Consider the following 16,759-nt stretch of genomic DNA (forward strand, 5'->3'; position numbering starts at 1 on the left):
GTCGGTCGTACGATGCCCCAGGTGTTCGAACAACCCCGGCAAAGCGCCACACTGGTATACGGATCAACGGCGCGCCCACGCCAGGGAACGGCGACGGGCCGCTAAGCGTTGATATCGCACCGGCTGTGCCGGGCTCCGCCTCGGGATGGGCAGCAGAAGGGAACCCCATGGCCGAACAACGGGACGAGGAGATCCAGGATCGTCCCCGAGGGATGGGACGGGCCTTGTTGTGGACCGCGGGTTCCACCCTGGTTCCGGGCATCGCCCACCTCCGTAACGGACATCGCGTAGCGGGTGCGGTGATCCTCAGCGGCTACCTTCTGCTCGTCGGCGCGGCCGTCGTGGGCGTCCTGCTCCTCAGCGGCGATCTCGCCCGCAGCGCCCGCATCGCGGTCCAGGGTCGGTGGCTGTTCACCGCCGCGGCGATCGCGTTCGCCATCGCGGTGCTGTGGATGACCGTCATCGTCCACTCCTACGTCATCACCCGTCCCTCCCGGCGTGGAGTCGGCGGGCGGATGCTCGCGGGAATCGTGGTGGTCGCCCTGTGCGCCGTGGTCGCCCTCCCCGCCGCCGCGATCATGCGGACCTCCTACACCGCCTACGACACGCTGAGCTCGGTGTTCGGCGCCGAGCACCCGGACGAACCGCACGACGAGAACGACCCGTGGGCCGGTCGCGACCGGATCAACGTCCTGCTCCTGGGAGGCGACTCGGGCGACAACCGCTACGGCATGCGCACCGACTCGATGATGGTCGCCAGCATCGACGTCGAACACGGCGACATGGTGCTGATCGGCCTGCCCCGCAACCTGGAGAACGTCCCCTTCCCCGAGGGCAGCGCGCTCGCCGAGCTCTACCCCGCTCCCGACGGCTTCGACAACCTGCTCAACGAGGTCTACCAGACCGTCGCCGACGATCCCGCCGCGCTCGCCGTCAACCCCTCCGCCCCGGACCCCGCGGCCGACACCCTCAAGCGCACCATCGGTTACGCCATCGGCCTGGACATGGACTACTACGCGCTGGTGGACATGCGCGGCTTCCAGGACCTCATCGACGCCATCGGCGGCGTCGACGTCTACATCGACGAGCCCATCCCCTACGGACTGGAGGGCGACGTACTGGAACCCGGCCACCAGCACCTCGACGGCTACGAGGCGCTGTGGTACGGCCGCAGCCGGGTCAACAGCGACGACTACACCCGCATGGGCCGCCAGGGGTGCCTGGTCAAATACGTCGCCGAGCAGGCCGACCCCACGACGATCCTGGCGAGTTTCCAGGAACTGGCCGGGGCGACCAAGCGGACGTTGCGTACCGACATCCCGCAGTCGAAGGTGCCCCACTTCCTCGACCTCGCCGAGACCGTCACCGAGGGGGCCATGGAGACGCTGCAGCTCTCCCCGCCGCAGGTCGACACGGCCTACCCCGACTGGGAGGAGATCCGCGGCCTGGTCGACGGCGCGGTACGCGAGCAGGAGGAGGCCCAGACCTCCGGCGACGCCGAGGAGGACCGCGCCAACGCGGTCGAGCCGTCCCCCTCCCCGGGGGTTCAGCCCTCCCCGTCCGCGCAGGGCACCGAATGGCAGCGTTACACCGGTCAGGCCGACCCCTCCCCCACCACTCCGGGTCGTCAGGTCGGCGACGAGGCCACCTCCTTGGACAGCATCTGCCCCTGATCCCTCTCTTCCGTCTTGCGGAAGGCGATGTCCACCGCCCGCTGACCGCCTCCTATGATCGGCTCCGGGACGATCCCGTCAGGGTCGGCAACGGCGCCGGGCACCTCAGGGACGATCATCCGGCGTCTTCCGCCGACGCGCCGTGAACGCGCGTCGCGCGAGGAACGCCCAGCGACGCGGAGGCATACCTATGTCAACATTCCAGGGAGACGAGCGCATCGAGGCGTTGCACGCCCAGATCCTGGAACGCAACCCCGGTGAACGGGAGTTCCACCAGGCCGTGGGCGAGGTGCTGGAGACCCTCGCCCCCGTCCTCAGGCAGCGCCCCGAGTTCGTCGAGGCCCGGCTCATCGAACGGATCTGCGAACCGGAGCGCCAGATCATCTTCCGTGTCCCCTGGACCGACGACGCCGGCGACATCCACGTCAACCGCGGCTTCCGGGTGGAGTTCAACAGTGCCCTCGGCCCCTACAAGGGCGGCCTGCGCTTCCACCCGACGGTGAACCTCGGCATCGTGAAGTTCCTCGGTTTCGAGCAGATCTTCAAGAACGCGCTCACCGGTCTGTCCATCGGGGGCGGCAAGGGCGGCAGCGACTTCGACCCCAAGGGGCGTTCCGACGCCGAGGTCATGCGCTTCTGCCAGTCGTTCATGACCGAGCTGTACCGTCACCTGGGCGAGCACACCGACGTCCCCGCGGGGGACATCGGCGTGGGCGGCCGCGAGATCGGTTACCTGTTCGGCCAGTACCGGCGCATCACCAACCGCTACGAGGCGGGCGTCCTCACCGGCAAGGGGACGGCCTGGGGCGGCTCGCAGGTACGCACCGAGGCGACCGGTTACGGGGTCGTGCTGTTCACCGCCGAGATGCTGCGGGCGCGCGGACGCTCCCTGGAGGGGCTGCGTGTCGCGGTCTCCGGTTCGGGAAACGTCGCGCTGTACGCGATCGAAAAGGCCCAGCAGCTGGGCGCGACCGTGGTCACCTGCTCCGACTCCGGTGGTTACGTCGTCGACGAGAAGGGCATCGATCTCGATCTGCTCAAGCAGATCAAGGAGATCGAGCGGGGGCGCGTCGCAGACTACGCCGAACGGCGTGGCGGCGACGCCCGGTACGTCACGACCGGAGGCGTCTGGGACGTCCCCTGTGACGTGGCCCTGCCCTGCGCCACCCAGAACGAGCTGACCGGGGAGGACGCCGCGACCCTGGTGCGCAACGGCGTGATCGCGGTCGCCGAGGGCGCGAACATGCCCACCACCCCGGAAGGGGTGCGCGTCCTCCAGGAGGCCGGGGTCGCCTTCGGCCCGGGCAAGGCCGCCAACGCCGGCGGCGTGGCGACCAGCGCCCTGGAGATGCAGCAGAACGCGGCGCGCGAGTCCTGGTCCTTCTCCCGGACCGAGACCCGTCTGGCCGAGGTCATGCGCGACATCCACGACGCATGCGTGCAGACCGCCGAACGCTACGGGCGGCCCGGTGACTACGTCGTCGGCGCCAACATCGCCGGCTTCGAACGGGTGGCCGAGGCCATGCTGGCCCAGGGCGTCATCTGAGGTCGTGACCTGGCGGGTCGGAGCCGATCCGGCCCGCCTCAGGCGTCGAAGCGCCCGTAGCGACTGCGGTGGTAGAGCAGCGGGCGTCCCTCCTCGCGTACCGCCGCGTCGATCACCCTCCCCACCACGAGCCAGTGGTCGCCCACGGCGAGCAGGTCGTGCCGGCGGCACAGGACGTGCCCGACGGTCCCGTCGAGCAGTGGGGCGCCCCCGGGAGCCGGATACCACGTGGTCGGCGCGGCGAACCTGTCGATCCCTCTGGTGGCGAAACGCGCGGCGAGGTCGCGCTGTCCCTCGTCCAGGATGTTGATCGCAAACGTCGCGGAGTCGCGGATGCCCGGCCACGACCCCGAACGCGCGTCGATGTAGAAGGAGACCAGGGGCGGGTCCAGGCTGACACTGGTGAACGAGGTCGCGGTGACGCCGACCGGCACGTCGCCGGGATGGGCGGTCACGACCACCACCCCCGCCGCGTGCGACCCCAGGGTCTGCCGGAACGTCTGGGGGCTCACCGCCGGGAGGTCGCGCGGTCGCGTGCCGTCGGGACGCGACACGGTGTCCCTGCCGCCGTTGTTCCCCGCCCTCGTCGAAGCCTTCACGTGTTCCGCCTCTCGCCTCGTGTCGTCCAATGGGCCACCACGCACAGCCAGGCCGGAAAAGGACCTATTCCCCACGCCGATTGTGACGAATGCCCTTGGGAGTCGATGCTGACGGGCTCTGACCGATTCGCGCCACCCCCGTTGAACGCCGGACGAAGGCGTGTGACGATCCGGATGGCCCGTCCTCGCCCGCCGATCGGAGAGGCCATGACCACCGGCCAGGTGCTGCTCCTCGTGGGTATGGGGATCTTCCATGGGATCAATCCGGGCATGGGCTGGCTGGTCGCGGTCTCTCGGGGGTTACAGGAATGTAGCCGGGCCGCGCTGCTGTGGTCGTTGCCGGCCATCGTCGGCGGACACGCCGCGTCGGTCGCGGTGGTCGCCGTGGCGGTGACGGTGACCGGCTCCCTCGTCGCGTCGCACTGGTTCGCCGTGGCCGGAGGGGCGGTCGTCACCGTCGCGGGGCTGGGCGTGCTCCTCTCCCGGTCCCACTTTCACTGGCGTGACGTGCGTCCGTCGTCGTGGCAGCTCGCCGGGTGGTCCTTCCTGATGTCGTCGTTGCACGGCGCCGGGCTGATGCTCCTGCCGGTGCTGGCCGGCGACATCGCCGAGGGGGCCACGGGGGGCGGGGGGCACGGACACGGGCACGGGCATGGCCGTCCCCACCCTGTCCCGGTCGCCTCCGAAGAGGCGGTGGCGGTGCCCGAGGGCGGATGGGAGCTGGCCGACGCGACCCTGCTCGGACTTGCGGCGACCGGCGTGCACACGGTGGCGATGCTCGTGGCGACCGGTGTCGTCGCCCTTGTCGTCTACGACTTCTTCGGGGTGAACGCGCTGCGCCTGTCGTGGGTGACCATGGACCGGATCTGGGCGTTCTCCCTCATAGGGGGTGGCCTGTTCGTGCTGTGGGGCGCGCTGTGATCACGGCCGTGGGGCGCGACCGCTCCCGCGCCCACCCTAAAGTCACGGTATGCGGTGGATACGGGGATTGGTGGCCACGCTGTGCGTGGTCGGGGTCGTGGCGCTGGTGGCGGTGTTGGGCGGACGGTGGGTGAGCGACCGCCTGGCCCCCACCGCCCTTCCGTGGGGGCCGGCGTGCTCGGTGGAGACCTCCACGGGAACCGTTGGGCTGACGGTCGAGGAGGCGCGTCGGGCGACGACGGCGGTCGCCTTGGAGGCGCGCGGCGCCGAGGCCCCGGCCACCGACGGAATCGATCCGCTGGTGCTGGAACGGCTGCGTTCGGGCCCGCCCGATGACGCCGGTCCCAGCCTGACCTGCCGCGCCCAGGCCGATGCGGACCTGCCCGTGGAGGAGATGACGGACACGGGCCTGACCCCCCGCGCCGAACGGGTCCGCACGGCCATGGCCGAGGTGTTCGGCGAGCAGAGCCTCGGCGGGTTCCAGCCGGGCGGGGTCGACAGTGGCCACGGCGCGGACTCCGCCCACTACGACGGACGGGCCATCGACATCTTCTACCGCCCGGTCGACGAGGAGAACCGGCGGGCCGGCTGGTTGCTCGCGCACTGGCTGGTGGCCCACGCCGAGGAGCTCGACCTCGCCGTGATCATCTTCGACGACCGGATCTGGAGCACCCGGTTCTCCGTGGCGGGCTGGCGCGACTACGACTCCCCCGACCCCACCAACGAGATCCTGCGGCACCTCGACCACGTGCACGTCGACGTCCAGCGGGGCGCTCCGGCCTCGGGGTGAGCCGGACGCCCGGGCTCACGGGCCGGCCGTCTCGGGCGCGGCCAGCGCCGCCGGGAGACCGGCCCGGCGCGGTCGCGCGGCCAGGAGCGCCAGGGCGAGCGCGCCCAGGGCCACGGCCCCGCCGACCGGTCCCAGACCGGAGGTCCCGAGCTCTTCCACCGTCTCCCCGCCGAGCGTCCCGCCCAGTCCCATCCCCAGCCAGATCGCCGAGACGTTGAGCGCCGACGCGGCGCCGACGGCCACGGGTGTCACCTGGAGGAGCCGCGCCTGCGCCGCGGGCGCGACCCCCCAGGCCCCCAGCCCCCACAGCACGACGCAGAGCAGGACCGGGAGGGGCGCGCCGTCGGTGAGGGGGAGGGCGAGGAGCCCCAGGGCCAGCGCCGTCAGGGAGGCCCCCATCGCCACCGCCGGGCCGAACCGGTCGCTGGCCCAGCCGGCGATCGAGGTACCGGCCGCGCCGGCCAGGCCGTAGCAGACCAGGAACAGGCCCACCGCCTGCCCGGTCGCCCCTCCGAAACCGCTCAGCAACGGTACGACGAAGGTGTAGGCGGTGGAGTCGGCGAGGGCGGCGAGAGCGGACACCCCCAGCACCTTGGTCAGCGCGCCCTCTCCCAGCGGCGCCAGTCCGGAGCGCAGCGAGGTTCGCGGCGGCCGCGGTGTCTGAGGCAGCGCGCCGATCCCCGCCGCCGCGGCCAGGACCAGCACGGCGACGACCGCGAACACGGCCTGGGCGCCGAGGTGCTGGGAGAGGAGGACTCCGGCCGGGACCCCGAGGACGGGGGCGAGGGCCGAGCCCGTGACGACCAGGGCGACGAGAGCGCCTCGCCGCTCGGGTCGGGCCAGGTCGGCCGCCAGGACGAGGGCCGTGGGGGTGAACACGCTCGCGCCGATCGCCACCACGACGCGGGCCCCGGCCAGCCAGAGCAGCCCCGGCGCCAGCGCGGTCAGGAGGTTTCCGACGGCGCACACGCCCAGCGCGGCCCACAGCACTCGGCGCCGGTCCAGGGGACCCAGCAGGCCGGCCCACAGGGGCGCCCCGATGGCGTAGGCCAGGGCGTAGACGGTGACGAGCAGGCCGGCCGAGGGAACCGTGGTGCCGGTCGCCTCGGCGATATCGGGAAGCAGGCCCGAGACGAGGTAGGCGCCGGTGTTGACGGCGAAGTTGCCCAATGCGAGGGGAACGATCCTCACGGACACGGTGGCTCCTGCTGACGCTGCGAAAGGCGGTGGAACGGGAAGTGGTGGTCTCGGGACGCGGACGGCGTGCGGGCGACACGAGACCTCAATACGTCCCATCATCGGATCACCCGATCAAGGGACTTCCCCGTGCGGGCGCGTCCCGCCACGGTTCGACCCACCGAGGAGGCGGTCGCACGAATGGCGGAGGACAGGCACCGAACGGCGCTTTGACGCAATGACCTGTTCCATCCCCGAGGGGATGAAATGGGGGTGTTTCCTCACCCGGCCGCCGCGCCGATGGCGAGGCGTGAGAACCGCGTGATGGGACAACGTTAACAGCCGGCAGACGCCCGGACAGGGCGTTATCTCATGGCCGATACCACACCCACGGCGGTAAACGCAGAAAGCCTCCCAGGCGACATATCTGATCCCCTATTTCCCGTCCCACCTGCGCTCTTCCCCTCCCCGTCCCGGCGGCAGCGGGGCCGAAACGGCGAAGTCGGGGGACGTCGACCTGGTCCGGCGGCCGTCCAGGCACTACGTTGCGACACGTGCGTGATATCGACCCTGACTTCCTCGACCTGCCGTTGCGCGGGCTCGCCGACGCGGCCCTGCAACGCGCCCGTGACCTCGGCGTAGACCACGCCGACTTCCGACTCGAACGCATCCGCGGTCAAAACCTCGCCCTGACCGACGGAGAGGTGGAGACGGCCGCGGACTCCGAGACCCTGGGATTCGCGGTGCGGGTCATCCACAAGGGCACCTGGGGCTTCGCCGCGGGAACCACCCTGACCCCGGACGCCGCCGCGGCGGTGGCCTCCCGCGCGGTGGAGGTGGCGCAGGTGGCCTCCTCGATCAACACCGAGCCGATCGAGCTGGCCGCCGAGCCGGCCCATCGCGACGTCACCTGGGTGTCGTCCTACCAGAGCGACCCCTTCGAGGTCCCCGTCCACGACAAGATCGCCCTGCTGGCCGAGTGGAGCCACCGCCTGCTGGCCGATTCAAGAGTCGACCACGTGGACGCCTCGCTCAGGCAGGTCAAGGAACAGAAGTTCTACGCCGACACCGCCGGCACCGTGACCACCCAGCAGCGCGTCCGGCTCGCCCCCCAGATCGAGGCCCTGGCCACCTCCGAGGGGCGCTTCGACGGTATGCGCACGCTGCTGCCGCCGGCGGGGCGGGGGTATGAGTACGTCCCGCTCCTGGAGGCGGAACTCGCCGACCTGCCGGACCTGCTCGCCGCCAAGCTCGCCGCCCCCAGCGTCACCCCCGGCCACTACGACCTGGTCATCGACCCCTCCAACCTGTGGCTGACCATCCACGAGTCGATCGGGCACGCCACCGAGCTCGACCGCGCCCTGGGCTATGAGGCCGCCTACGCGGGGACCTCCTTCGCCACGGTGGACGGCCTGGGAACGCTGCGCTACGGTTCGCCGATCATGAACGTGACCGGCGACCGCACGGTGGAACACGGGCTGGCCAGCATCGGCTACGACGACGAGGGCGTGCAGACCTCCTCCTTCGACCTGATCCGCGACGGCGTCCTCGTCGGCTACCAGCGCGACCGCCGCATCTCCCGGCTCCAGGGCCTTGAGCGCTCCAACGGCTGCGCCTTCGCCGACTCGCCCGCGACCATGCCGATCCAGCGCATGGCCAACGTGTCGCTGGCCCCCGCGCCGGACGGCCCCTCCACCGAGGAGCTGATCTCGGGGGTGGAGCGCGGCATCTACATCGTCGGCGACCGGAGCTGGTCCATCGACATGCAGCGCTACAACTTCCAGTTCACCGGTCAGCGTTTCTACCTCATCGAGGGCGGGAGGATCGCCGGGCAGGTGCGCGACGTCGCCTACCAGGCCACCACGACGGAGTTCTGGAACTCGATGCGGGCCCTGGGCGGTCCGCAGACCTACGTGCTGGGCGGCGCGTTCAACTGCGGCAAGGGCCAGCCGGGACAGGTGGCACCGGTCAGCCACGGCTGTCCGAGCGCGCTGTTCGAGGGTGTACGGGTGCTCAACACCGTGCAGGAGGCCGGGGCGTGAGCGACGTGAGTGAAAGGTATGGCGTGAACCAGTCCGCTTCCCCGCAGGAGATCGTCGAACGGGCGCTCGGGCTGTCCCGATCAGACGACTGCATGGTGATCGTGAGCGAGGACAGCACGGCCAACCTACGTTGGGCGGGCAACTCCCTCACCACCAACGGCCTCACCCGGGGACGCACCGTCACGGTGGTCTCGTTGACCGGTGGACGGGCCGGCGTGTCGGCGGGTGTGGTGCGGCGCAGCGGGCTGCGCGATGACCTGCTGGAGGACCTGGTGCGCGCGGCCGAGGCGGCGAGCCGTGACGCGCCGCCCGCCGAGGAGGCGCGTCCCCTGATCACACCGGAACAGGCTCCGGCCACCGATTGGGACTCCCCTCCGGCCGAGACCGGGATCGCGGTCTTCGAACGCTTCGCCCCCCGGCTCGGGGCGGCCTTCGAGAGGGCCAGGGGCCGGGGGAACCTCCTGTACGGCTATGCCGAGCACACCATGAGCTCGACCTACCTGGGCACCTCCAGCGGTGTGCGGTTGCGGCACGACCAGCCGAGCGGCACCGTCGATATCAACGCGAAGTCCGGCGAGTCGGCCTCGGGCGCGGCGCACTCCGCCTGGGTGGGCCGGGCCACCCGGGACTTCGCCGACATCGACGTCGAGGCGCTGGCGGCCGAGCTGGACCGGCGGCTGGCCTGGGGACGGCGTCGGGTGGACCTGCCCGCCGGGCGTTATGAGACGGTGCTGCCTCCCGAGGCCGTCGCCGACCTGATGATCAACCTGTACTTCGACATCGGGGCGCGTGACGCCTTCGAGGGGCGTACCGCCTTCTCCGCGCCCGGGGGCGGCACCCGGGTGGGCGAACGCCTGGCCGGGCTTCCGCTGACGTTGCGCAGCGACCCGGCCCAGCCGGGGCTGGAGTGCGCGCCGTTCGTGCTCTCCGGCGCCCCGGGACGGTGGCTCAGCGCGTTCGACAACGGCCTGCCCCGGGGGCCGGTGGAGTGGGTGCGCAAGGGGGAGCTGGCCGCGCTGGGGCAGACCCGCCACTCCGCCGAGCTGACGGGGTTGCCGCTCACCCCGCCGGTGGACAACCTCGTCCTGGAGCTGCCCGGTGCCACCGCGACGCTGGACGACCTGGTCGCGGGCACCACCCGCGGCCTGCTCTTGACCTGTCTGTGGTACATCCGCACGGTGGACCCCCAGACGATGCTGCTGACGGGGCTGACCCGTGACGGTGTCTACCTGGTCGAGGACGGCGAGGTCGTGGGCGCGGTGAACAACTTCCGCTTCAACGAGTCGCCGGTCGGCCTGCTCGGCCGGATCTCGGAGGCGGGAGCGAGCGTCGCGGCCCTGTCCCGGGAGGTCGGTGATTTCTTCCCCCGCAGCATGATGCCTCCGGTGCGCGTGCCGGACTTCAACATGTCGACGGTGAGCCAGGCCTCGTGACGGCGTGACCCCGCCCCGTGTCGGCGTACGCGGGGCGGGGTCGATCCCGGACCAATTTCCCTCTTTTCCTACTGGCTAACTTGGTTTAAGCTGTCTCCATGCCCCGGGAAGCCCCCGGAGCCGGGGCCGGCGCCGTCTGTGCGGGTGCGTCGCCGGTGAGGGTCGCGCCGCGCGACAGCGCGGGTCCCGCGGCGCGACCGACCCCTTTCACCCCTCCAGGCGGAAGCCGATCTTCAATCCCACCTGGAAGTGCGCGATCTCGCCGTTCTCGATGTGGCCGCGCAGCTCGGTGACCTCGAACCAGTCCAGGCCGCGCAGCGTCGAGGAGGCCCGGGCGATTCCGTTGCGGATCGCCTTCTCGACGCCCTCTGGCGAGGTTCCCACGATTTCGGTGACGCGATAGGTGTGCTCGGACATGGTTCATCCCCCAGAATCGATGTGGCGAAGCCGCTTCCCCACCCTTCGCCGGCCAATCCCGATCCGCCGGCCGGGACAACGGGGGGACTTGACGATTCCGTGAACTCAAAGCAACCCGCCCGTGACCGATCTCCCGGGTGTGACCAGTGGTACTCCGGTGCCCTTGGTGGTGTTTTAGGGCCAAAGGGCAAGGAAAGTACGGGACTCTCCCGAGATCACGTCGTAACAGACTCTTGACGTACAGGGGGGATGGGCGGTGTACATTGGGAATCAGCGCTTCGGTCCCCCGTCGAAGCGCACGGTCGGTGTTTCGAGCCCCCGTCGAAACACCGCATGCGACGTCGGGTGGTTTGCCCCCGTAGCCACCCGGCGTCGCTTTTTGTCGCCCGGGATTCCCCCTTGACCTTTTCCCGGTCGAGATCACGCTTTTCGAGCCCGGGGGTAAAGAATGCGCAACGAGGACGACGAACAGGCGCGGCCCACAGGCCCGCACGAGGCGCGCTGCTCCCGCCGGGGATGCGCCCTCCCCGCCCGGTGGGCGCTGCGGTGGAACAACCCCCGCCTGCACACCCCCGAGCGCCGCAAGACCTGGCTCGCCTGCGACGAGCACCGGGCCTACCTCACCTCGTTCCTGGACGTCCGCGGCTTCCTCCGCGAGACGGTCCCCTTCGAGGACCTGGAGGACTGAGAGGGCGGCTCAGCCGGTGGCCTCATCCGGCCGAGGCGGCCTCACCGTGGCGCGGGCCCGGGCGAGCGCCTCGGGGGTGTCGCAGTCGAAAACCGCGATCCCGCTGTCCGCCAGGTCGGCCGGGGAGACCCGCACCGGTTCCAACGGGGCGAGGAGACCGCGCAGCGACCGCCCCGCGTAGTCGGCCAGGGCCCGACGAAGCGCATGGGTCGACCAGATCCCCGCCAGCCACTGCGGATGCCCCTCGGCGTCCACCGCGACCGCCCCGTTCGCCCCCTCGGCCGCCGCGAGCAGGCGCTCGAGATCGGCGGCGGTGAAGAAAGGCATGTCGGCGGCGAGCACGGCGCACCACGGGGCATCCACCTGGGCGATCCCGGCCCGCAGCGCCGGGACCGGGCCGCCCCCGGGCGGGTCCTCCCGGACGTAGCGGGCGGCCGGACGGGAGCGTTCGGGCCCCACGATCACCAGCCGCCGCGCACCGCGCGCCGCCGCCGCGACGCGCTCCACCAGTGTGGTCCCGCCGACGTCGAGCCCCGGCTTGTCCACACCCCCCAGCCGGCGCGCGGCGCCGCCGGCCAGGATGACCGCGTCGAAGGATCGCGTCCGTGCCATCAGGCCCCCTGGATCCGCACCGGGCGCGTCCCGTCGACGTCACCCCTTCCCAGGATGCCCCACGGGTTCAACGGTCCGGCCCTGACGGACGGCGACGCCGGCCGGCGCCATGTCGCGGGCCAGCAGGTCGGCCTCCGTCTCCGCGCGGACGATCAGGCGCGCGGTCCCCGCGCGGACCGCCACGACCGGCGGGCGCGCGACGAGGTTGTAGTTGGACGCCATCGCGTGGTTGTAGGCGCCGGTCCCCGCGAAGGCCAGCAGGTCACCCGGGCGCACGTCGGCGGGCAGCGCGACGTCGGCCGCCAGCAGATCGCCCGCCTCGCAGTGGCGTCCCGCGATCGTCATGGTGCGCAGCGGGGCCTCGCTGCGCCGCCCCACCAGCGCCACCTCGTGGTGGGCGCCGTACAGCGCGGGACGGGGGTTGTCGCTCATCCCGCCGTCCACCGCGACATAGGCCCCTCCGCCCGGGCGCGCTTTGATCGCCACCACCCGGTACAGGGTGACCCCCGCGGCGGCGGCGATCGCCCGGCCCGGCTCCACGAACAGGCGGGGAACCGGCAGATCGCAGGCCGCGCAGGCGGCGCGCAGCGTGGCGGTGAGGCGCGGCCCCAGCCGGGTGACGTCCAACGCCGCGCCACCGGGACGGGTGGCGACGCCATGCCCTCCGCCGAGGTTCAGCTCGTCGAGGACCCGCCCGTGCCGGTCCCGGATCTCGGCGAGGAGGGCGACGAGGCGGCGCAGCGCGATGAGATAGGGCCGGACCTCGCCGAGCTGTGACCCGATGTGGCAGTGCAGCCCGGTCAGCACGAGTTCGGGATGGTCCAGGACCCGCCGGACCGCCTCCAGCGCGGCGCCCGAGGAGATCGACAGGCCGAACTTCTGGTCCTCGCCCCCGGTGGCCACGGCGGGATGGGTCCGGGTCGTCACACCGGGGGTCACCCGCAGCATGACCCGCTGTGGGCGAGCGCGTGAGGCGCCGGCCGCGATCCGGTTGATCTCGCCGATGGAGTCCACCACGATGCGGCCCACGCCGAGGTCCAGCGCCGCGGCGAGGTCACGCGGGGTCTTGGCGTTCCCGTGCACCAGGACCCGCTCGGGCGGGAACCCGGCGGTGCGGGCGACCGCGAGCTCCCCCGAGGAGGCGAGGTCCAGCCAGAGCCCCTCCTCCTCGATCCACCTGACCATCTCCCGGCACAGGAACGCCTTGCCCGCGTAGGCGATCTCGGCGCCGGGCAGGGCCGACCGGTAGGCCCGGCAGCGATCCCGGACGTCGCGTTCGGCCATGACGTAGACGGGGGTGCCGTAGCGCCGGGCGAGGGCCGCCATCGCGACACCGTCGATCACGAGTTCTCCGGCCGTGGCCCACACCGCGCGGTGCGGCCACGGAGCGCCACAGGGAACGGGGGTCTGTGTGCTGTCCATGTCCCGCCTCAGCCCTGGGCTCGCACGCCGTGGCGCGCGCCGGCCCTGTCACGTTCCCGACCGGCGGGGGCCGGTCCCGATGCCACGACCAGCGGGTCGATCCACAGGCGTGAGATCCCCAGCGGGGCGGTCAGCGCGCGCACCGCCGGCTCCGCCAGGCGGATCCAGCGCTGGCCGGCCCCCATGGCCGCGCGTAGGCGCGGGGCCGTGGTGAAGGCCGGCACGACCCGTTCCCCCGATCCCAGGCGGGCCGACCGCAGCGCGACGGCCCCCTTCCCCTCGTGGACGGGGACGAACAGGACGGCGGCCCGTCCCGGTCTCGGTATGTCGGTGTCCATCATTGCGTCGCCTCTCTCGCGCGCGGGTGCCGTGCGGCCCGGTGCGGGCCGTGGATCACGCTAGGTGGAGGCGTTCGCCCGCCGGGAGGGGTTTTGACGCGGGCTTGACGCGCCGGGCCGCGATGTTGACGCGGTCGTGACGGGACACCGGACGGCACGGCGGCTTTCCGGGGATGCCGCACCTCGAAAAGCCGGCCGCCGGCCGGGAACGGCCCGGCCCGGCGTCGGGCGTCTCGCCTGGGATCCCCGCGCGCCGGGGTGTTGCCACCATGAGAAGCCGGACATGGAGCGGGGCCCGGACCGTCCGGTCCGGGCCCCGCCCCTCCCCGTCAGAGGCCGGAGGTCGGGCCGTTGGCGGCCACCAGCCGCTCCAGCAGCCCCCTGTAGCCGCGCAGGGCCTGGCGCAGCTCCTCGGTGTCGGCGGTGGCGCCGTCGCCGCTCCACCGGCGTTCGAGGGCGCGCCGGTGTTCGTTGAGTGCGGCCGTCAGCTCCTCCACGGCGTGGCCGACGAGCCGGTCCGCCTCGCGCACGGCGCGCTGCGGGTCGTCGACGAAGTCGCCCTGGAGCTCACGCCAGCGTGTGCGGTAGTCCTCCCCACCGGTCGCCGCCGGGCTCGATCCGGCGCCGCCGCGCGCGGCGGCGGTCCGCGGCGCCGGAACCCGGCCGCTGTCGGTGGAGGCCGCCACGGCCGGGTCGCGGGACAACCGCGTGGTGGTGTCGGCGTGTTCCCCGGTGGATGCGGTGTCGTGGTCGTCGGGGTGGGTGTCGACGAAGCCGACCATGGTGTCGTCGGCCCTTTGGTCGCCGGCGGACGCCTCGTGGGCGCTGCGCCGCTTCTCCGAGCGGCGGAAGTTCCAGCGCGCCTCACGGCGGCTGGCCTCGACGTCGTCGGGGGCGGTTCGGGTGTCGCGTTCGGAATGCACGGATGCTCCTCCTTCGGGTCCGTGGTCCTCGTGGTCAGCGTGCGGCGTCACTGCGCGGGGAGTCCGTCGACGGTCGGTGAGCCGCGCCGTGCTCGGTCGGTCCGTGCTCGCTCTGTCCGTCGGCGCCGCGTGGATCGGTCTCCAGCAGTTCGGCGAAGAGGGTCCGGTAGTGGACCATGGCGTTGCGCAGGTCCTCGGTCGTGGCCTCGCCGCGCGCGCCACGCTCGCCGATCTCGCGACCGTCCCGGTAGTGCCCGATCGTGCGGGCGTGCTCCACGGACAGGTCGGCGACCTGCTGCTCGTAACCGTCGGTGGGGTAGCCGCGGTCGGCCATGAGACGTGTCACCAGCCGGTCGGCCTCGCGAACCGCTTCGACGGGTTCGTCGACGAACCGCTCCTGAATTCGCGCCCACCCTTCCGCGTATTGCGTACGCGATTCCGCGGAAAGCGGCCGGATGTGCAATTTCGCGTGCCGTTTCTCACGGCGGGCGAGTTCCCGTTCGGCGCTGCGACGGTCGGGGTGGCGGCGCAGTTCCCGGTCGTATTCCGGGCCGAATTTCTGCTTGAGGTGCCTGCTTCGACGCCCGGGCAGAATCACGAGCGCGGCGGCCACAGCGATCACCACGATGACCGCGATGATGACGAGGCCGATGATCAGGCCCGTGTCCATTTCCTGCCTCCCGTGGGGTCGGGGCCGGATCTCGAACCGGCCATCGGAGGTTCATGTTGGACGCTGCCCTGAGCGAAATCGGTGAAACACCGACCTTCTCCCAGAGGCCCCCGGCCGGCATTTCCGGGAGGCATCCGAAAGCGCATACGGCCATTTCCGTCCCGCTCCCCACCACCGAGCACACGGCCCCCTGATCTCCCCGAGAACGCGCACAGGCCCCGAAGCCGGGCTTCGGGGCCTGTCGCCCGCGGGCCTCACCATTGGCGCCGCGCGTGGGTCACCCTTTGACGCAGATGATCTGGCGCAGGTGGGCGACGACCTCGACCAGGTCGCTTTGGGCCGAGATGACCTCGTTGATGTCCTTGTAGGCGGCGGGGATCTCGTCGAGGACACCGACGTCCTTACGGCACTCCACCCCCTTGGTCTGCTCGATCAGGTCGGCCTGGGTGAAGGTCTTCTTCGCCTTGTTGCGGCTCATCCGCCGTCCGGCTCCGTGGGAGGCGGAGTTGAACGACAACGGGTTGCCCAGGCCACGGACGATGTAGGTGCCGGTGGCCATCGACCCGGGGATGATGCCGAGCTCGCCCCTGCCGGCCCGGATGGCCCCCTTGCGGGTGACCAGCACGTCCACGCCCTCGTAGGTCTCCTCGGCCACGTAGTTGTGGTGACAGGAGATCCACTCGTCGAACCGCACCCGGGGGAAGGACCGGCGCAGCACGTCACAGGTCAACCCCATCATGACGTCGCGGTTGCGGCGGGCGTAGTCCTGGGCCCAGAACAGGTCGCGCCGGTAGGCCTGCATCTGCGGCGTGCCGGCGATGAACACGGCCAGGTCGCGGTCGGGAAGGTCCTGGTTGTGCGGGAGCCGGCGCGCCTGTTCGATGTGGTACTCGGCGAGCTCCTTGCCGATGTTGCGGGAGCCGGAGTGCAGCACCGCCCAGACCGTCGCGTCGTCGTCGAGGCAGATCTCCAGGAAGTGGTTGCCGCCGCCCAGCGTCCCGATCTGCTTGGCGGCGCGTTCGCGCCGGCCGCGCACGGCGGGCGCCAGCGTCTCGAACCCCTCCCAGAAACGGCCCCAGTCGGAGGTCGCGAGCCCGTGCACGCGGCGTGGATCGACGGGGGTGTCGTGCATGTGGAAGCCGACGGGGATCGCCTTCTCCAGGCTGGAGCGCAGCCGGCCGAGGTCGTCGGGCAGGTCCTCGGCCCGCAGCGAGGTCTTGACCGCGGTCATGCCGCAGCCGATGTCCACTCCGACCGCCGAGGGGGAGACGGCGTCGCGCATGGCGATGACCGAGCCGACCGTCGCGCCCTTGCCGTAGTGGACGTCGGGCATGACGGCCAGGCCGTGGACCCACGGCAGCATGGTGACGTTGCGCAGCTGGTCCATGGCCGCCTGTTCGACCGTCGCCGGGTCGGCCCACATCCGGATGGGGACCCGGACCCCGGGGGCTTCGGTGTGCGGCATGGGCCTCCTCCTCGTCAATCGGGCGGAACGGCACGGTGGGTCAT

General features: G+C 71.7%; 16 protein-coding genes. 7 read left to right on the forward strand and 9 right to left on the reverse strand.

The genetic code is table 11. From position 1 onward, the window contains the following. The first annotated feature begins 167 nt into the window (after positions 1-167). Positions 168-1,673 (forward strand): LCP family protein, encoded by a 1,506-nt coding sequence (locus B5D66_RS01545; RefSeq protein ID WP_078759740.1) that lies wholly within the window; start codon positions 168-170, stop codon positions 1,671-1,673. A gap of 190 nt (positions 1,674-1,863) precedes the next feature. Further along, a complete protein-coding gene (gene gdhA / locus B5D66_RS01550) occupies positions 1,864-3,219 on the forward strand; it encodes an NADP-specific glutamate dehydrogenase (protein WP_078759741.1) in 1,356 nt (451 codons plus the stop codon). Positions 3,220-3,257: 38 nt separating this feature from the next. Here gdhA and B5D66_RS25855 read toward each other — a convergent pair whose 3' ends face one another. Further along, positions 3,258-3,818 carry a flavin reductase family protein gene (locus B5D66_RS25855; protein WP_327307617.1) on the reverse strand — a complete coding sequence of 187 codons (561 nt, stop codon included), beginning with the start codon at positions 3,816-3,818 and terminating at the stop codon, positions 3,258-3,260. Positions 3,819-4,025: 207 nt separating this feature from the next. Between B5D66_RS25855 and B5D66_RS01560 the strand changes: the two genes are divergently transcribed. Together B5D66_RS01560 and B5D66_RS01565 are read left to right on the forward strand one after the other, a co-directional pair. Beyond that, entirely contained in the window at positions 4,026-4,739 is a 714-nt protein-coding gene (locus tag B5D66_RS01560; RefSeq protein WP_078760023.1) for a cell wall anchor protein, read from the forward strand. 49 nt (positions 4,740-4,788) lie between these two features. After that, positions 4,789-5,529, forward strand: coding sequence for a VldE C-terminal domain-containing protein (locus B5D66_RS01565; protein ID WP_078759742.1), 741 nt, complete (start codon positions 4,789-4,791; stop codon positions 5,527-5,529). A 15-nt stretch (positions 5,530-5,544) separates the two neighbouring features. Here the strand turns inward: B5D66_RS01565 and B5D66_RS01570 are convergent, their stop codons facing one another. Beyond that, entirely contained in the window at positions 5,545-6,720 is a 1,176-nt protein-coding gene (locus B5D66_RS01570) for an MFS transporter (protein WP_159457190.1), read from the reverse strand. Positions 6,721-7,259: 539 nt separating this feature from the next. Between B5D66_RS01570 and B5D66_RS01575 the strand changes: the two genes are divergently transcribed. Together B5D66_RS01575 and B5D66_RS01580 are read left to right on the forward strand one after the other, a co-directional pair. Next, the gene (locus tag B5D66_RS01575; RefSeq protein ID WP_078759744.1) at positions 7,260-8,747 is read left to right on the forward strand and encodes a TldD/PmbA family protein; all 1,488 of its coding nucleotides are present in this window, start codon (positions 7,260-7,262) and stop codon (positions 8,745-8,747) included. 23 nt (positions 8,748-8,770) lie between these two features. Next, positions 8,771-10,180 (forward strand): metallopeptidase TldD-related protein, encoded by a 1,410-nt coding sequence (locus tag B5D66_RS01580; RefSeq protein WP_235000629.1) that lies wholly within the window; start codon positions 8,771-8,773, stop codon positions 10,178-10,180. A 207-nt stretch (positions 10,181-10,387) separates the two neighbouring features. On the opposite strand, the gene B5D66_RS01585 is transcribed toward B5D66_RS01580, so the two are convergent. Next, entirely contained in the window at positions 10,388-10,597 is a 210-nt protein-coding gene (locus B5D66_RS01585; RefSeq protein WP_078759745.1) for a dodecin, read from the reverse strand. 448 nt (positions 10,598-11,045) lie between these two features. On the opposite strand from B5D66_RS01585, the gene B5D66_RS01590 reads away from it, so the two are divergent. Further along, positions 11,046-11,285 (forward strand): hypothetical protein, encoded by a 240-nt coding sequence (locus B5D66_RS01590; RefSeq protein WP_078759746.1) that lies wholly within the window; start codon positions 11,046-11,048, stop codon positions 11,283-11,285. 9 nt (positions 11,286-11,294) lie between these two features. Here B5D66_RS01590 and mobA read toward each other — a convergent pair whose 3' ends face one another. The 6 genes from mobA to B5D66_RS01620 form a co-directional block, all read right to left on the reverse strand. Then, positions 11,295-11,897, reverse strand: a complete 603-nt coding sequence (gene mobA, locus B5D66_RS01595; RefSeq protein WP_078759747.1) for a molybdenum cofactor guanylyltransferase — start codon at positions 11,895-11,897, stop codon at positions 11,295-11,297. A gap of 39 nt (positions 11,898-11,936) precedes the next feature. Continuing rightward, a complete protein-coding gene (gene lysA, locus B5D66_RS01600) occupies positions 11,937-13,319 on the reverse strand; it encodes a diaminopimelate decarboxylase (protein WP_078759748.1) in 1,383 nt (460 codons plus the stop codon). 8 nt (positions 13,320-13,327) lie between these two features. Further along, positions 13,328-13,660 carry an SAV_915 family protein gene (locus tag B5D66_RS01605; protein WP_144290649.1) on the reverse strand — a complete coding sequence of 111 codons (333 nt, stop codon included), beginning with the start codon at positions 13,658-13,660 and terminating at the stop codon, positions 13,328-13,330. 326 nt (positions 13,661-13,986) lie between these two features. Beyond that, a complete protein-coding gene (locus tag B5D66_RS24890) occupies positions 13,987-14,580 on the reverse strand; it encodes a hypothetical protein (protein ID WP_144290650.1) in 594 nt (197 codons plus the stop codon). 34 nt (positions 14,581-14,614) lie between these two features. After that, positions 14,615-15,250, reverse strand: a complete 636-nt coding sequence (locus B5D66_RS01615; protein ID WP_200813476.1) for a hypothetical protein — start codon at positions 15,248-15,250, stop codon at positions 14,615-14,617. A 277-nt stretch (positions 15,251-15,527) separates the two neighbouring features. Next, positions 15,528-16,715 (reverse strand): RtcB family protein, encoded by a 1,188-nt coding sequence (locus B5D66_RS01620; protein WP_078759750.1) that lies wholly within the window; start codon positions 16,713-16,715, stop codon positions 15,528-15,530. Positions 16,716-16,759: the final 44 nt, after the last annotated feature.

It is taken from the genome of Marinactinospora thermotolerans DSM 45154 (genome assembly GCF_900167435.1).
Lineage (GTDB): Bacteria > Actinomycetota > Actinomycetes > Streptosporangiales > Streptosporangiaceae > Marinactinospora > Marinactinospora thermotolerans.

What these genes read in the sequence shown, in the direction of transcription:
- lysA (WP_078759748.1), bottom strand. Translation starts at nt 13,319, where the DNA reads ATGGACAGCACACAGACCCCCGTTCCCTGTGGCGCTCCGTGGCCGCAC.
- gdhA (WP_078759741.1), top strand. Translation starts at nt 1,864, where the DNA reads ATGTCAACATTCCAGGGAGACGAGCGCATCGAGGCGTTGCACGCCCAG.
- mobA (WP_078759747.1), bottom strand. Translation starts at nt 11,897, where the DNA reads ATGGCACGGACGCGATCCTTCGACGCGGTCATCCTGGCCGGCGGCGCC.
- B5D66_RS01545 (WP_078759740.1), top strand. Translation starts at nt 168, where the DNA reads ATGGCCGAACAACGGGACGAGGAGATCCAGGATCGTCCCCGAGGGATG.
- B5D66_RS01560 (WP_078760023.1), top strand. Translation starts at nt 4,026, where the DNA reads ATGACCACCGGCCAGGTGCTGCTCCTCGTGGGTATGGGGATCTTCCAT.
- B5D66_RS01615 (WP_200813476.1), bottom strand. Translation starts at nt 15,250, where the DNA reads ATGGACACGGGCCTGATCATCGGCCTCGTCATCATCGCGGTCATCGTG.
- B5D66_RS01620 (WP_078759750.1), bottom strand. Translation starts at nt 16,715, where the DNA reads ATGCCGCACACCGAAGCCCCCGGGGTCCGGGTCCCCATCCGGATGTGG.
- B5D66_RS01605 (WP_144290649.1), bottom strand. Translation starts at nt 13,660, where the DNA reads ATGATGGACACCGACATACCGAGACCGGGACGGGCCGCCGTCCTGTTC.
- B5D66_RS01585 (WP_078759745.1), bottom strand. Translation starts at nt 10,597, where the DNA reads ATGTCCGAGCACACCTATCGCGTCACCGAAATCGTGGGAACCTCGCCA.
- B5D66_RS01565 (WP_078759742.1), top strand. Translation starts at nt 4,789, where the DNA reads ATGCGGTGGATACGGGGATTGGTGGCCACGCTGTGCGTGGTCGGGGTC.
- B5D66_RS01590 (WP_078759746.1), top strand. Translation starts at nt 11,046, where the DNA reads ATGCGCAACGAGGACGACGAACAGGCGCGGCCCACAGGCCCGCACGAG.